Annotated in this window: 14 protein-coding genes; 13 read left to right on the forward strand and 1 reads right to left on the reverse strand. The window is 64.2% G+C overall.

Annotated elements, in window-relative coordinates; genetic code table 11:
* Window positions 1–34: 34 nt before the first annotated feature.
* Both mmsA and mmsB read left to right on the forward strand, forming a co-directional pair.
* Window positions 35–1,612: a multiple monosaccharide ABC transporter ATP-binding protein gene (gene mmsA / locus ABIB66_RS03060; protein ID WP_275167652.1), complete on the forward strand. Its 1,578-nt coding sequence runs from the start codon at window positions 35–37 to the stop codon at window positions 1,610–1,612.
* A complete protein-coding gene (gene mmsB / locus ABIB66_RS03065; RefSeq protein WP_354206636.1) occupies window positions 1,609–2,799 on the forward strand; it encodes a multiple monosaccharide ABC transporter permease in 1,191 nt (396 codons plus the stop codon). The genes mmsA and mmsB overlap by 4 nt, the downstream gene beginning before the upstream one ends.
* 72 nt (window positions 2,800–2,871) lie before the next feature.
* On the opposite strand, the gene ABIB66_RS03070 is transcribed toward mmsB, so the two are convergent.
* Window positions 2,872–3,027, reverse strand: a complete 156-nt coding sequence (locus tag ABIB66_RS03070; protein WP_275167650.1) for a hypothetical protein — start codon at window positions 3,025–3,027, stop codon at window positions 2,872–2,874.
* 171 nt (window positions 3,028–3,198) lie between these two features.
* Here ABIB66_RS03070 and ABIB66_RS03075 point away from each other — a divergent pair, with 171 nt between their 5' ends.
* The 11 genes from ABIB66_RS03075 to ABIB66_RS03125 all read left to right on the forward strand — a co-directional run bounded on the left by ABIB66_RS03075 (window position 3,199) and on the right by ABIB66_RS03125 (window position 13,861).
* Complete coding sequence (locus ABIB66_RS03075; protein ID WP_354206633.1) at window positions 3,199–3,774, forward strand: cytochrome c oxidase subunit 3 family protein; 576 nt, start codon at window positions 3,199–3,201, stop codon at window positions 3,772–3,774.
* 2 nt (window positions 3,775–3,776) lie between these two features.
* The gene (locus tag ABIB66_RS03080) at window positions 3,777–4,037 is read left to right on the forward strand and encodes a cytochrome C oxidase subunit IV family protein (protein ID WP_354254106.1); all 261 of its coding nucleotides are present in this window, start codon (window positions 3,777–3,779) and stop codon (window positions 4,035–4,037) included.
* Between the two features lie 96 nt (window positions 4,038–4,133).
* Complete coding sequence (locus tag ABIB66_RS03085; protein ID WP_354206629.1) at window positions 4,134–4,586, forward strand: c-type cytochrome; 453 nt, start codon at window positions 4,134–4,136, stop codon at window positions 4,584–4,586.
* 39 nt (window positions 4,587–4,625) lie between these two features.
* Window positions 4,626–5,972: a cbb3-type cytochrome c oxidase subunit I gene (locus ABIB66_RS03090; protein WP_354206627.1), complete on the forward strand. Its 1,347-nt coding sequence runs from the start codon at window positions 4,626–4,628 to the stop codon at window positions 5,970–5,972.
* A gap of 59 nt (window positions 5,973–6,031) precedes the next feature.
* Window positions 6,032–6,844: a CbbQ/NirQ/NorQ/GpvN family protein gene (locus ABIB66_RS03095; protein ID WP_354206625.1), complete on the forward strand. Its 813-nt coding sequence runs from the start codon at window positions 6,032–6,034 to the stop codon at window positions 6,842–6,844.
* A gap of 10 nt (window positions 6,845–6,854) precedes the next feature.
* Window positions 6,855–8,771, forward strand: a complete 1,917-nt coding sequence (locus tag ABIB66_RS03100) for a nitric oxide reductase activation protein NorD (RefSeq protein ID WP_354254108.1) — start codon at window positions 6,855–6,857, stop codon at window positions 8,769–8,771.
* Between the two features lie 74 nt (window positions 8,772–8,845).
* A complete protein-coding gene (locus ABIB66_RS03105; protein WP_354206621.1) occupies window positions 8,846–9,511 on the forward strand; it encodes an HAD family hydrolase in 666 nt (221 codons plus the stop codon).
* Window positions 9,512–9,519: 8 nt separating this feature from the next.
* The gene (locus ABIB66_RS03110; protein WP_007608456.1) at window positions 9,520–10,470 is read left to right on the forward strand and encodes a sugar-binding transcriptional regulator; all 951 of its coding nucleotides are present in this window, start codon (window positions 9,520–9,522) and stop codon (window positions 10,468–10,470) included.
* A gap of 280 nt (window positions 10,471–10,750) precedes the next feature.
* On the forward strand, window positions 10,751–12,064 hold the full coding sequence (locus ABIB66_RS03115; protein ID WP_275167642.1) for an ABC transporter substrate-binding protein: 1,314 nt from the start codon (window positions 10,751–10,753) through the stop codon (window positions 12,062–12,064).
* Between the two features lie 90 nt (window positions 12,065–12,154).
* On the forward strand, window positions 12,155–13,027 hold the full coding sequence (locus tag ABIB66_RS03120; RefSeq protein WP_354056006.1) for a carbohydrate ABC transporter permease: 873 nt from the start codon (window positions 12,155–12,157) through the stop codon (window positions 13,025–13,027).
* Between the two features lie 3 nt (window positions 13,028–13,030).
* Window positions 13,031–13,861: a carbohydrate ABC transporter permease gene (locus ABIB66_RS03125; RefSeq protein ID WP_354206618.1), complete on the forward strand. Its 831-nt coding sequence runs from the start codon at window positions 13,031–13,033 to the stop codon at window positions 13,859–13,861.
* Window positions 13,862–13,868 lie beyond the last annotated feature (7 nt).

The following is a 13,868-nucleotide window of genomic DNA, read 5'->3' on the forward strand; positions in this document are numbered from 1 at the left end:
TGACGATTGTGGAGGCACCCGGGAGAATGATCCGATGACCGCAATGCTGGAGATGCGCAACGTCAGCAAGAGCTTTTCCGGCGTGCAGGCGCTGCGCGACGTCAACTTCTCGGTTGAAGCCGGGCAGATCCACGCCCTCGTCGGCGAGAACGGTGCCGGCAAGTCCACGTTGATGAAGGTGCTCAGCGGCGTCTATCCCGCCGGTAGCTATGAGGGCACCATCATCTTCGATGGCGAGGAGCGCCGCTTCCGCGATATCAACGATTCCGAGGCGCTCGGTATCATCATCATCCATCAGGAGCTGGCGCTGATCCCGCTGATGTCGATTGCCGAGAACATCTTCCTGTCGCATCCGCCGTCCAGGCTCGGCGTGATCGATCGCGACGAGGTTTATCGGCGCACGCGGGAACTCCTGGCGCAGGTCGGCCTCAAGGAATCGCCGGATACGCTGATCACCGATCTCGGCGTCGGCAAGCAACAGCTGGTCGAGATCGCCAAGGCGCTGTCCAAGCGGGTGCGGATGCTGATCCTGGACGAGCCGACCGCCAGCCTCAACGAGGCCGACAGTGCCGCGCTGCTCGAGCGCCTCATGGCCTTCCGCGCGCAGGGCATCGGCTCGATCCTGATCTCGCACAAGCTCAACGAGGTCGCCAAGGTCGCCGACCACATCACCGTGCTGCGCGACGGCCGCACCGTGGACAGCATTGATTGCCACGCCGAGCCGATCCAGGAAGACCGCATCATCCGCAGCATGGTCAACCGCGATCTCGCCCATCGCTTTCCGGAGCGCAGCGCAAAGATCGGCGAGCCCGTCCTCACCGTCGAGAACTGGTCGGTCTACCATCCCATCCATCCCGAGCGGCAGGTGATCAAGAACGTTGATTTCAGCGTGAAACGCGGCGAGGTCGTCGGCATTGCCGGATTGATGGGCGCTGGCCGCACCGAATTCGCCATGAGCCTGTTCGGCCGTTCCTGGGGCACCACGATCAGCGGCCGCATCCGGCTCGAGGGCCATGAGGTCGTGCTGCCGAACGTCGCGGCCGCGATCGACGCCGGCCTTGCCTATGTCACCGAGGACCGCAAGCAGCTCGGACTTATCCTCGCCGACGACGTCCGCAAGAACATCACGCTCGCAAGCCTCGACCAGGTCGCGCCGAACCGCGTCATCGACGACATCGCCGAGCTGAAGGTCGCCAGCGACTACCGCAACCGGATGCGCATCCGCTGCTCCGACGTCTATCAGGAGACCGGCCAGCTCTCCGGCGGCAACCAGCAAAAGGTCGTGCTGTCGAAATGGCTGATGACCGACCCCAAGGTCTTGATCCTGGACGAGCCGACCCGGGGCATCGACGTCGGTGCCAAATACGAGATCTACTGTATCATCAACGAGCTTGCGGAAGCCGGCCGCGGCGTGGTGGTGATCTCCTCGGAGATGCCCGAGCTGCTCGGCATCTGCGACCGCATCTGTGTCATGAACGACGGCGCCTTCGTCGGCGAGTTCCCCGGCACCGAAGCGACGCAGGAAAAGATCATGCGCGCCATCATGCGCAACGACAGAAATTATGGAAGCCGCGCCCTGGCGGGTGCCGAGATGGGAGGATCGCAGCCATGACCGACAAGACGGTTTCGCTGCCCGAGGAGCGCCGGAACGGCAGCTTCATCAAGAACAATCTACGCAACTACGGCATGCTAATGTCGCTGATCGCGATCATGCTGTTCTTCCAGGTCATGACCGGTGGCACACTGCTGCAGCCGCTCAACCTGACCAATCTGGTGCTCCAGAACAGCTATATCGTCATCATGGCGCTTGGCATGCTGCTTGTCATCGTCACCGGCCATATCGACCTCTCGGTCGGCTCGGTCGCGGGCTTCGTCGGCGCGGTGGCCGCCGTGCTGATGGTGACATACAAGGTCGACTACACGCTCGCCTTCATCGCCTGTCTGCTGCTGGGCGCGGCGATCGGCGCCGCGCAGGGCTATTGGGTGGCCTATTTCAAGATTCCGTCCTTCATCGTGACGCTGGCCGGCATGCTGGTGTTCAAGGGCCTCGCACTCGCGGTATTGCAGGGCCAGTCGCTCGGGCCGTTCCCGGTGACCTTCCAGAAACTGTCCTCCGGCTTCATTCCCGAGCTCTTGCCGGAGGCCGGCACCCTGCATCCGACATCCATGCTGATCGGTGCGGTGCTCGCGCTTGGCCTCGTATACGCCAGCGCCAGGGGAAGGTCGCGCGAGCAGTTGCACGGCATCGAGGTCGAACCCTACGCGTTCTTCCTCGGCAAGTGCATCCTGCTCGCCTGCGCCGTGCTCTATTTCACCTATCTGATCGCCTCGCATCGCGGCCTGCCGAACGTGCTGGTGATCATGGGTGCGTTGATCGCACTCTACGGCTTCGTCACCCGCCGCACCGTGATCGGCCGGCAAATCTATGCGGTCGGCGGCAACGCCAAAGCCGCAAGCCTGTCGGGCATCAAGACGGAACGGTTGACCTTCCTCACCTTCGTGAATATGGGCGTGCTCGCTGCGCTCGCCGGCCTCGTCTTCGCTGCGCGCCTCAACACCGCAACGCCGAAGGCGGGTCTCGGCTTCGAGCTCGACGTCATCGCCGCCTGCTTCATCGGCGGCGCCTCAGCCTATGGCGGTGTCGGCCGCGTCGGCGGCGCCGTGGTCGGCGCCATGATCATGGGTGTGATGAACAACGGCATGTCCATCCTCGGCATCGGCATCGACTATCAGCAGGTCATCAAGGGCCTGGTCCTGCTCGGGGCGGTGTGCATCGACGTGTATAATCAGCGGAGATGAGGCTGCGTAGCGAAGCGCAATCCGGGGCCACTTACCCGCATTCCGCTCCGCTCCATGCGGCTACGGCAGCCGTTACTGCGTCGTGAAGAGCACCGCCGCTATCGCGACGGAGAGGCTCACCGCCGAGACGGTTGCCACGGTCGATAGCACGCCCATTCGCCGGAGTGCGACGGCGAAGACAATGATGATGGGCGTCGCGGTCATCAGCCCGATTTGTGCATCGCTCATGTCAGCGCTCGCAGCTCCATGGAACCTTGGAGTGCTCGTACCGCGACCCGGCCGATCGGACGTTGCGACGGCGCAAACAAATAGATCGGCATTCCCCAAGTTTGTCCGGCAACAAACTCGGATCGGCGCGGCTGAGCTAAGTCTGGCCGGTGTCCTGATCCGGAAGAGCAGATGTCGGCAGCCGATTGCGAACCACAGGGAAACGGCTGGGGAATTCTGGACGATCTTCCCGGCGATCCCATGATCTGGGTGCTGATCTTCAGCGAGCTCGCCGCCTTCGGTCTGTTTCTCGGTACGTTTACGGTCGCCCGCGCGATCCACCCGGCCGTGTTTGCGGCGGGGCAGGCGGCGCTCGATCCGGGTCTGGCAGGACTGAACACTATCGTGCTGGTGACGAGCGGTTGGGCCGCGGCCCGGGCGACGAAGGCCGCGCGGGCCAGCGAGAGGCGGGCGGCACGATACTGGCTCCTCACAGCCATGGCGCTTGGCGGCCTGTTCGTGGCGATCAAGCTCGGCGAATATGCCGAAGAGATCGGACGCGGCATTGGACTTGAGACCAGCCCGTTCTTTACACTCTACTTCCTCTTGACCGGCTTCCATCTCCTGCATGTCTGCCTTGGTATCATCATCCTAGCCGTGGTCTGCCGCCGCGCCGAGGCGTTCGGTGTCGAGACGGGAACGGCCTTCTGGCACATGGTCGATCTGGTCTGGATCGTCATGTTCCCGATTCTTTATCTGGTGCGGTGACGATGCCGGATCGCCTGGACTTCACCTGGCTCGCGCTGATCGGCCTCGCACTCGCGACCGTCCTGGTGCCGCCGCTGGTGCCGCGGCCGCTGCTCGGCAACGCCCTGCTGCTGGCCCTCGCCGCCGTCAAGGGGCGCCGGATAGCGCTCGATTTCCGCGATCTTCGCGCAGTGCCCGCGCTCTGGCGCGGCCTCGTCAGCGCCTGGATCCTCGTCGTGGTGCTGTTTGCCTGGCTCACATCCGCAGTCATCGCCCTGATCTGACTCGTTCCTTGCGCCCTGACAAAGAACGGGCCGGGCCAATCGGCAATAAATCGCATCACCGATTTACGCGACAGGACTCAATTGAAAGGATTGGCAATGGCTGAACGCCTGACCAAGTCGGCCGCTCGAAATATCTTCTACGGCGGCTCGGCCTTTTTCTTCGCCATCTTCATCGGGCTGACGGCGCACAGCCACTACTACATGGCCACAACCTCGACGGACGCGGCGACGCTGACGTCGTCGGTCGCCCGCGGCAAGCATGTCTGGGAGAAGAACTCCTGCATCAACTGCCACACGTTGCTCGGCGAAGGCGCCTATTTCGCGCCCGAAGTCGGCAACGTCTGGGATCGATGGGGCGGCAAGGAGGATCCGGCCGGCGCGCGAGAGACACTGAAGGCCTGGATGCAGTCGCAGCCCTCGGGCGCGGAGGGCCGGCGGCAGATGCCGCAGTTCAACCTCACCGACCAAGAGCTCAATGATCTCGCCGATTTCCTGCAATGGGTGAGCACGATCAAGCGCCAGGATTGGCCGCCAAACAAGGCCGGCTGAGCCCGCCGCTTTCCTCTTTCCAGACAGAGAGAATCCGAGATGAAATATCAAACCCAGAAAGTCGCGATGCTATATTTCTACGGCGCGCTGACCGTGTTCCTGGCTCAGGTCCTGTTCGGTCTCCTCGCCGGGACAATCTACGTTCTGCCCAACACGCTGTCGGTGCTGCTGCCGTTCAATATCGTCAGGATGATCCACACCAATGCGCTGATCGTGTGGTCGTTGATCGGCTTCATGGGCGCGACCTACTTCCTGCTGCCTGAGGAAACCGAGACCGAGCTGTACAGCCCGCTGCTCGCAAAGATCCAGTTCTGGATGTTCTTCGGCGCAGCTGGCGTAGCGGTGGTCGGCTATCTCTTCCACTACCACGAGGGTCGCGAGTTCCTCGAGCAGCCCTTCATCATCAAGGTCGGCATCGTCGTCGTCTGCCTGATGTTCCTGTTCAACGTGACCATGACCGCGCTCAAAGGGCGCAAGACCACGGTCACCAACATCCTGCTGTTTGGCCTGTGGGGCGTTGCGATCTTCTTCCTGTTCGCTTTCTACAATCCGGCAAACCTCGCCGTCGACAAGATGTACTGGTGGTACGTCGTCCATCTCTGGGTCGAGGGCGTCTGGGAGCTGATTATGGCCTCCGTGCTCGCCTATCTCATGATCAAGCTCAATGGGATCGATCGCGAGGTGGTCGAGAAGTGGCTCTACGTCATCATCGGCCTTGCGCTATTCTCGGGAATTCTCGGCACCGGCCATCATTTCTACTGGATCGGCGCGCCCGGCTACTGGCAGTGGATCGGCTCGCTGTTCTCGACGCTCGAGGTCGCGCCGTTCTTCACGATGGTGATCTTCACGGTGCAGATGACCTGGAAGGCCGGCCGCAAGCATCCGAACCGCGCCGCGCTGCTGTGGTCGGTCGGCTGTTCGGTGATGGCGTTCCTGGGCGCCGGCGTCTGGGGTTTCCTGCACACGCTTTCCTCGGTGAACTACTACACCCACGGCACCCAGGTCACCGCTGCGCACGGCCATCTCGCCTTCTTCGGCGCCTATGTGATGCTCAATCTTGCCGTGATGGCTTACGCCATCCCGCAGATCAAGGGACGCGCGCCCTATAACCAGTGGCTCAGTATGACGAGCTTCTGGATCATGTGCACGGCCATGATGACCATGACGTTCGCGCTAACCTTTGCCGGCGTGGTCCAGGTCCATCTCCAGCGCGTGCTCGGCCAGAGCTACATGGACGTGCAGGACCAGCTCGCCTTCTTCTACTGGGTGCGGCTCGGCTCCGGCGTGTTCGTCGCCATCTCGGCGCTGATGTTCGTCTGGGCGGTGCTGGTGCCCGGCCGCGAAAAGCAGGCGACCATTCCCGCCGCGCTGCAGCCGGCCGAGTAAGCGTGACGGCGGCCGCGTTTCATCGCGGCCGCCGCTTCAGACATTTTCGGAGAGAGATCATGAAAGTAGCTCTTCACGCCTTGGCCGCGCCGGCACCCGCGCTACCAGCCTATGTCGCAAGCGGCAACGAATGCGCGCTGTTCGAGCATGCCTGTCGGCACCGGCTTCCGGTCCTGCTGAAAGGACCGACCGGTTGCGGCAAGACGCGTTTCGTCGCGCATATGGCGGCACGGCTGGGCTTGCCGCTCCACACCGTCGCCTGCCACGACGATCTCACCGCCGCCGATCTCACGGGGCGCCATCTGCTGAGAGGCGGCGACACCGTGTGGACCGACGGTCCGTTGACGCGCGCGGTCCGCGAGGGCGGCATCTGCTATCTCGACGAGGTGGTGGAAGCCCGCAAGGACGTCACCGTCGTGCTGCATCCGCTCACTGACGACCGCCGTATCCTGCCGCTGGAGCGAACCGGCGAGGAGCTCGTTGCTCCCGCGAGCTTCATGCTCGTTGTCTCCTACAATCCCGGTTACCAGACCCTGCTCAAGGCGCTGAAGCCGTCGACGCGGCAGCGCTTCGTCGCCATCGAGTTCGGCTTCCTGCCGGCCGAGCAGGAGATTGCGGTGGTGTCGGCCGAGAGTGGGCTGCCGCCGGATCGCGTACGGCCGCTGGTCGCGCTTGCCGGACGTCTGCGGGCGCTGAAGGGGCATGATCTGGAGGAGGGCGTCTCGACCCGGCTCGTGGTGTATTGCGCGACCTTGATTGCGGCGGGAGTCTCGATCGCCGATGCGGTGCTCGCCGGCATGATCGAGCCGCTGACCGACGATTCCGAGGTCAAGGCGGCGCTGCTGGACGTCGCGCGCGCCGTGATTGCCTGAGCCAGATCCCATGCTTGACTTCCTCGAACTGGAGGAGACGGTCGGCCGCGCCTGGCACCGGATGGTCGGCGGCACCGCGAGCTATCCGGTTCACGATGATCACGCGGTCGCGCTTGCGGAGGTGAGAGGCCGGCTCGCGGTGATGTTCCGTGCGCTTGGCGGTGAGACGGGCGTTCAGATCGCGAGCGCAGGCGCACGCAGGGCGGGCCATCGGCTCGGCTGGCGGCAACGCATCGGCCTTGGAGACGAACGTCTCGAACAGCCGGGCCGCGGCGCTACGACCATCTTCCTCCCCGACCGCATTGCGATATTTTCCGACCGCGATCTCAACGCATGCCTCTATCGCTGGCTTGCGGCGTGGTTCGCGGTCGCGCCGATCGAGGCGATCACGGAGCATGATCCGCTGCGGCGGGACCTTCTGGTCTTGCGCCGGGCGAGCGAGACGGCGGTCTTCGTGCTCACGCAGTTTCCCGGGCTCGCTGCTGATTACGCGCGGCTCGCCGCCGCAACTGCCGAAGCCCGGCCGCGACGTCCGTTGCCGCGTCTTGAGCAGGAGATCGAGCGGATCGTGCTGGCCTTGCTCGGGACCGGAAAGGCGCCCGCAGGTCAGCTGTGGCCGGCGATGATGGGGACAGGTCCGCTGCCGGACAAGGCGCCGCCGGGCTATCGCTCGGTCCTGCCGTGTCCGCTCTGGGGCGATTGCTGGACGCGCGAACTCTCGCCGGTGCATGCGGGCGACGACGCGTGCGCACCGGGCGCGGGGGCCGCCGCCGAGGACAGTCGCAAGCGCTTTGCCGTGCGCGAGCGCGAGGACAACGCCAACCGCCGCGATCCCTTCGTGCTCAACCGCTTCGAAAAGATTCTCGCAATGGCCGAGATGGTCAATGTCGACCGTCCGGCTGACGACAGCGAGGACGAGGATGCGCAGAAGGCCGCCGACGATCTCGAGGAGATGACGCTGAGCCGGCGCAGCGGCAAGCCGGCGAGCCGGCTCAAATTCGATCTCGACCTGCCGCCGGAAGCCCTCGATGCGTCGCCGCTGAACGCAGACCTCACCTATCCCGAATGGGACTACCGCAGCAGCTCCTACCTGCCCGATCACTGCCGCGTGCTCGCGGGCGCCGCATCCGAGACCGGCGAGACCTGGTCGCCCGACGAGTCCATGCGCCGGCATATCCGTCAGGTGCGGCGGCGCTTCGAGATCTTGCGGCCGCGCCACGAATTGATGCGCGCCCAGGCCGACGGGCACGACCTCGACCTCGACGCGCTCGTGCGCGCCCGCTGCGATCTTCGCGCCGGCAGCGGCGGCGGTCTCGATCGCATCCATGTCGCGATGCGCCCGCAGGGGCACGATCTCGCCGTCACGTTGCTTGTCGACGTCTCGCTCTCGACGGACGCCTGGGTCGACGGCCATCGCGTGCTCGACGTCGAGAAGGAGGCGCTGCTGGTACTCGCGCATGGCCTGTCGGCCTGCGGCGACCATCACAGCATCCTGACCTTCACCTCGCGCCGGCGGTCCTGGGTGCGGCTCGAAACCGTCAAGGCCTTCGGCGAGCCGATGAGCGGGGCAGTGGAGCGTCGTATCGGAGCGCTGAGGCCCGGCTATTACACGCGGATCGGCGCGGCGGTGCGCCACGCCTCGGCCGCACTCGCCCGTCAGCCGCAGCGCAAGAAGCTGCTTCTCGTCCTCACCGACGGCAAGCCGAACGATGTCGATCATTACGAAGGCCGCTTTGCGGTCGAGGACACCCGCAAATCGGTGCAGGAGGCGCGCCGGCTCGGCATTGCCGCCTTCGGCGTGACGGTGGACGCAACCGCGCAATCCTATTTCCCGACGCTGTTCGGGCGTGGCGGCTACGCCATCGTCGGCAATATCCGCCGACTGCCTGCGGCGCTGCCGGCGATTTACCGGCAGGTGGCGCATTGAATCAGGAAAAGGTGCGGCGTCCCGTTCTCGGGTGAGCTATTGCCCATGGGGTGGGTATATGATCGAATGGCGGGATGGACCAGGGCCGGCTGAAACCCGATCTGATCATCTTCGACTGCGACGGCGTGCTGGTGGACAGTGAGCTGTTGAGCTGTCGGTGCCTGTCCGACGCGCTGGCCGAATGTGGCATCTCGCTGAGCCCGGAGCAGGCGCTCGAACTCTTTCTCGGACGCAGCACCAAAGCGGTCGAGCAGCATTATCGGGATCTCGGACAGGTCGTGCCGGACGGCTTTCTGCCGCGCTTGAAGTCGCATGTGTTGAGCACGTTCGCAGGCACGCTTCAGCCAATTTCCGGCGTCGCCGATGTGATCTCCGAATTACGCGTGCCGTTTTGCGTGGCTTCGTCCAGCGACATCGACCGTGTCGCGCTCTCCCTTGACGTCACCGGCCTCGCGCCACATTTCGGGGACCGGATCTACACCGCGCAGATGGTCAGGCACGGCAAGCCGGCGCCGGATCTCTTTCTCCATGCGGCCGAGCAGATGGGCGCGCAACCCGCGCGCACGCTGGTGATCGAGGACAGTGCGAGCGGCGTGCAGGCGGGCAAGGCGGCCGGCATGACGGTCTGGGGATTTGCCGGCGGCAGCCATTATCGCGGACGCGACGGGCAAGCTATACTGTCGGGTGCAGGGGCCGACCGGGTCTTCGCGCGCATGATCGATTTCTGGAAGGACGCCTGACGCCTGCCATGGCCGCCGAAAACGAAAAGTCCAGGCTCGATGACGCCGCGCGTGCTGGCTGGCTCTATTTCATTGCCGGTCACACCCAGGATGAGATAGCGAAGATGCTCCAGGTCTCGCGCGCCTCGGCGCAGCGGCTGGTGTCGCTGTGTCTCGCGGAACGGCTCATCACCTTCCGGCTCGAACATCCCATCGCCGCATGCATGGAATTGGCGGCGCGTCTGAAGGAGCGTTTCGACCTTGCCCATTGCGAGGTGGTGCCGGCAGATTCCGCCGCGCCGCAGGCCACAGCGGGCATAGCCGAACGCTGCGCCAATCTGCTCGATTCCACGCTGCGTTCGGAGACCCCCGTCATTGTCGCGCTGGGGACGGGACGCGCCGTGCGCGCCGCGGTCGAGCGCGTCACGCCGATCGACCGGCCCAACCACCAGATCGTGTCGCTGGTCGGCAATATCTCCGCCGACGGTTCCGCGAGCTTCTACGACACCGTCGGCCGGCTCGCCGACCGCACCGGCGCGCGGCACTATCCGATGCCGCTGCCGTTCCTGATGTCGTCCGAGGACGAGCGCAACAAGATGGTCCGGATCGAGCCGATCGCGAAGGTGAAGGCGGTCGCGGCCAAGGCGGATTTACGTCTCGTCGGCATCGGCCAGATGGACCAGAAGGCGCAGGTCCATGTCGACGGCTTCGTCACCCGCGACGAATTGTTCGAGATGATGCGGCAAGGGGCGATCGGCGAGATCACCGGATGGGCCTATGATTCCAAGGGCCGGCTGCTGAAGGCCGGAACCAACAGGCGCCTGACCAGCATCCCGCCGGAGGTCCCGGCGAAGACCACCACGATCGGCGCCGCGGTCGGTGCGGCCAAGGTGCCGGCGATCGCGGCCGCGTTGAATGGACGGTTGATCAACGGGCTGATTACGGACGAGGCGACCGCGAGGGCGATTCTGGAGCGGTAGGGCGGCGATCTCGCCCCTCGCACTGCTGTCATCATCCACGAAGGCGGATGATCCAGTACGCCGCGGCGCCGCTTGAGGCAAACCAACAGACGGCACGGAGTACTGGATGCCCCGCCTGCGCGGGGGCATGACGGGGAGGGCGACGCACCAGCTCCCTGCATCGCAGCACTCATAAGTTGCCGAAACGCCCGCGCGCCTGCTTGACAACGGCCCGCCCTCGGTCGAACATACGCCCAACGCGTGGGCATATGCTCAAAAGCGCGATCCTAGGGAGGTCACCGTGAAACACGTCCTCGGCGCCGTCTGCGGCGCGTCTTGCCTGTTGCTGGCCGTCCCCGCGATGGCCGAAACGACCCTGACGATCGCCACCGTGAACAACGGCGACATGATCCGCATGCAGGGGCTGACGGCCGAATTCACAAAGAAGAACCCCGATATATCGGTCAAATGGGTGACGCTTGAGGAGAATGTGCTGCGCCAGCGCGTCACCACCGACATCGCCACCAAGGGCGGCCAGTTTGACGTCCTCACCATCGGCACCTACGAGGTGCCGATCTGGGCCAAGAAGGGCTGGCTGGTGCCGCTCGCCAATCTCGGCGCCGACTACGACGTCGCCGACCTCCTGCCCAAGATCAAGGATGCGGTCTCCGTCGACGGCAAGCTCTACGCCGCGCCGTTCTACGGCGAGAGCTCCATGGTGATGTACCGCACCGACCTGTTCGACAAGGCCGGCCTCAAGATGCCGGAAAAGCCGACCTGGGATTTCGTCGTCGACGCCGCCAAGAAGCTCACCGACAAGAGCGCCGGCGTCTACGGCATCTGCCTGCGCGGCAAGGCCGGCTGGGGCGAGAACATGGCGTTCCTCTCGGCCATGGCCAACTCCTATGGCGCACGCTGGTTCGACGAGAAGTGGCAGCCGCAGTTCAACACGCCGGAATGGAAGGCGACGCTCACGACGTATGTCGACCTGATGAAGCAGGCCGGACCTCCCGGTGCGAGCTCGAACGGCTTCAACGAAAACCTCGCACTGTTCAATGCCGGCAAGTGCGCGATGTGGATCGATGCTACCGTCGCGGCGTCCTTCGTCACCAATCCGAAGGACTCCAAGGTCGCCGACAAGGTCGGCTTCGCGCTGGCGCCCAACACCGGGCTCGGCAAAAACGCCAACTGGCTGTGGGCCTGGAATCTCGCGATCCCCGCCGGCTCCAAGAAGACGGAGGCGGCCGAGAAGTTCATCGCATGGGCAACGAGCAAGGACTACACCAAGACCGTCGCCGCGAAGGAGGGTTGGGCCAACGTGCCGCCGGGCACCCGAACCTCGCTCTACCAGAACCCTGAATATCTGAAGGTCGCCCCGTTTGCGAAGCTGACGCTGGCCTCGATCGATGCCGCCGATCCGAACAAGCCGACGGTGAAGCCGGTGCCCTACGTCGGCGTGCAATATGCGGCGATCCCCGAATTCCAGGGCATCGGCACGCAGGTGGGCCAGCAGTTCTCGGCCGCGCTTGCGGGATCGATGACGGTCGATGCCGCGCTCACCGCGGCGCAATCTTCAACCGAGCGCGAGATGAAGCGCGCGGGTTACATCAAGTGAACGCGAGCTCCCCCTCCTGAGTTCGGACTTGCGGCCATCCACCGCTCCAGATGGATGGCCGCCTTCTTCCCGCAAGCGGACAAGTCAAGAATGGCAACCCGGCAGACGCAGCTTCTCGCACGGACGCTCCTGACGCCGGCCGTCGGACTGCTGTTCATCTGGATGATCGTCCCGCTCGCGCTGACGCTCTATTTCTCGACGCTGCATTACAGTCTGCTGGATCCCGGCTCGGAAGCGTTCGTTGGGCTGGAAAATTTCCGCTACTTCCTCACCGATCCTGCGTTCCTCGCGTCGCTCCAGAATACGCTGGTGCTGGTCGGCTCGGTGCTGGCGCTGACCGTCCTGCTCGGAATTCCGCTGGCGCTGTTGCTCGACCAGCCCGTGATCGGCCTCAACATCGTGCGGCTGATGGTGATCGCGCCGTTCTTCGTCATGCCGACAGTGAGCGCGCTGGTCTGGAAGAACCTGTTGATGCATCCGGTGTCCGGGCTGTTTGCCTGGATCGCGTCGGTGTTCGGGTTGACGCCGATCGACTGGTTCACCGACGCGCCGCTGCTCGCCGTGATCCTGATCGTGTCCTGGCAATGGCTGCCGTTTGCGACGTTGATTTTGCTCACTGCGATGCAGTCGCTCGATGAGGAGCAGAAGGAAGCCGCCGAAATGGACGGCGCCAGCGCGGTCTCGACCTTCATCTACATTACGCTCCCGCACCTCGCGCGCCCCATCACGGTGGTGATCCTGATCGAGACGATCTTTCTGCTCACCGTCTTCGCCGAAATCTACGTTACCACGGGCGGCGGCCCGGGACTGTCGACCACCAACATCGCCTTCCTGATCTATTCGCAGGCACTGATCCAATACGACGTCGGCACCGCCTCGGCGGGCGGCCTCGTCGCCGTCGTGATCGCCAACATTGTTGCGTTTTTCCTCGTCCGTATCGTCGGCCGCAACCTGGAGGCATGAGACATGGCGCGTATGGCGACGAGGCAGCGGGTGGTGGTCTCGACCATCGGGGCATGGATCTTCGGCTTCCTGATCTTCTTCCCGATCCTCTGGATGGTATTGGCGAGCTTCAAGACCGAACTCGAGGCCTTCGCGATTCCTCCGTCCTTCCTGTTCTTCCACTGGACCACCGAGAACTACGCAACGGTGCAGGAGCGTAGCGACTATTTCCACCACGCGCTGAACTCGATCATCATCGCCGGCGGTTCGACGCTCATCGCGCTGCTGATCGCGATCCCCGCCGCCTGGTCGATGGCGTTCTCGCCGACCAAACGCACCAAGGACATCCTGCTCTGGATGCTCTCGACCAAGATGATGCCACCGGTCGGCGTGCTGGTGCCGATCTACCTGATCTACAAGTCCTTCGGCCTGCTCGATTCCCGCATCGGGCTCGTCTTCATCCTTTGCCTGGGAAACTTGCCGATCGTGATCTGGATGCTCTTCACCTATTTCAAGGAGATCCCGCGGGACATCCTCGAAGCCGCGCGCATGGACGGCGCCACCATTGGTCGCGAGCTGGTCTATGTGCTGACGCCGATGGCGATCCCGGGGCTCGCATCGACCATGCTGCTGAACCTGATCCTGGCCTGGAACGAGGCGTTCTGGACGCTCAATCTGTCGACCTCGAACGCTGCGCCGCTCACCACCTTCATCGCGTCCTATTCGAGCCCGGAAGGGCTGTTCTGGGCAAAGTTGTCGGCGGCTTCCACGTTGGCGATCGCGCCCATTCTCGTCCTTGGTTGGTTCAGCCAGAAGCAGCTCGTGCGCGGGCTCACCTTTGGCGCGGTAAAGTAGGAAGGGC

It is taken from the genome of Bradyrhizobium sp. F1.13.3, assembly GCF_040548265.1.
Classification (GTDB): domain Bacteria; phylum Pseudomonadota; class Alphaproteobacteria; order Rhizobiales; family Xanthobacteraceae; genus Bradyrhizobium.

Coding starts and splice junctions, on each gene's coding strand:
- mmsA (WP_275167652.1), top strand. CDS start 35: ATGACCGCAATGCTGGAGATGCGCAACGTCAGCAAGAGCTTTTCCGGC.
- mmsB (WP_354206636.1), top strand. CDS start 1,609: ATGACCGACAAGACGGTTTCGCTGCCCGAGGAGCGCCGGAACGGCAGC.
- ABIB66_RS03070 (WP_275167650.1), bottom strand. CDS start 3,027: ATGAGCGATGCACAAATCGGGCTGATGACCGCGACGCCCATCATCATT.
- ABIB66_RS03075 (WP_354206633.1), top strand. CDS start 3,199: ATGTCGGCAGCCGATTGCGAACCACAGGGAAACGGCTGGGGAATTCTG.
- ABIB66_RS03080 (WP_354254106.1), top strand. CDS start 3,777: ATGCCGGATCGCCTGGACTTCACCTGGCTCGCGCTGATCGGCCTCGCA.
- ABIB66_RS03085 (WP_354206629.1), top strand. CDS start 4,134: ATGGCTGAACGCCTGACCAAGTCGGCCGCTCGAAATATCTTCTACGGC.
- ABIB66_RS03090 (WP_354206627.1), top strand. CDS start 4,626: ATGAAATATCAAACCCAGAAAGTCGCGATGCTATATTTCTACGGCGCG.
- ABIB66_RS03095 (WP_354206625.1), top strand. CDS start 6,032: ATGAAAGTAGCTCTTCACGCCTTGGCCGCGCCGGCACCCGCGCTACCA.
- ABIB66_RS03100 (WP_354254108.1), top strand. CDS start 6,855: ATGCTTGACTTCCTCGAACTGGAGGAGACGGTCGGCCGCGCCTGGCAC.
- ABIB66_RS03105 (WP_354206621.1), top strand. CDS start 8,846: ATGGACCAGGGCCGGCTGAAACCCGATCTGATCATCTTCGACTGCGAC.
- ABIB66_RS03110 (WP_007608456.1), top strand. CDS start 9,520: ATGGCCGCCGAAAACGAAAAGTCCAGGCTCGATGACGCCGCGCGTGCT.
- ABIB66_RS03120 (WP_354056006.1), top strand. CDS start 12,155: ATGGCAACCCGGCAGACGCAGCTTCTCGCACGGACGCTCCTGACGCCG.
- ABIB66_RS03125 (WP_354206618.1), top strand. CDS start 13,031: ATGGCGCGTATGGCGACGAGGCAGCGGGTGGTGGTCTCGACCATCGGG.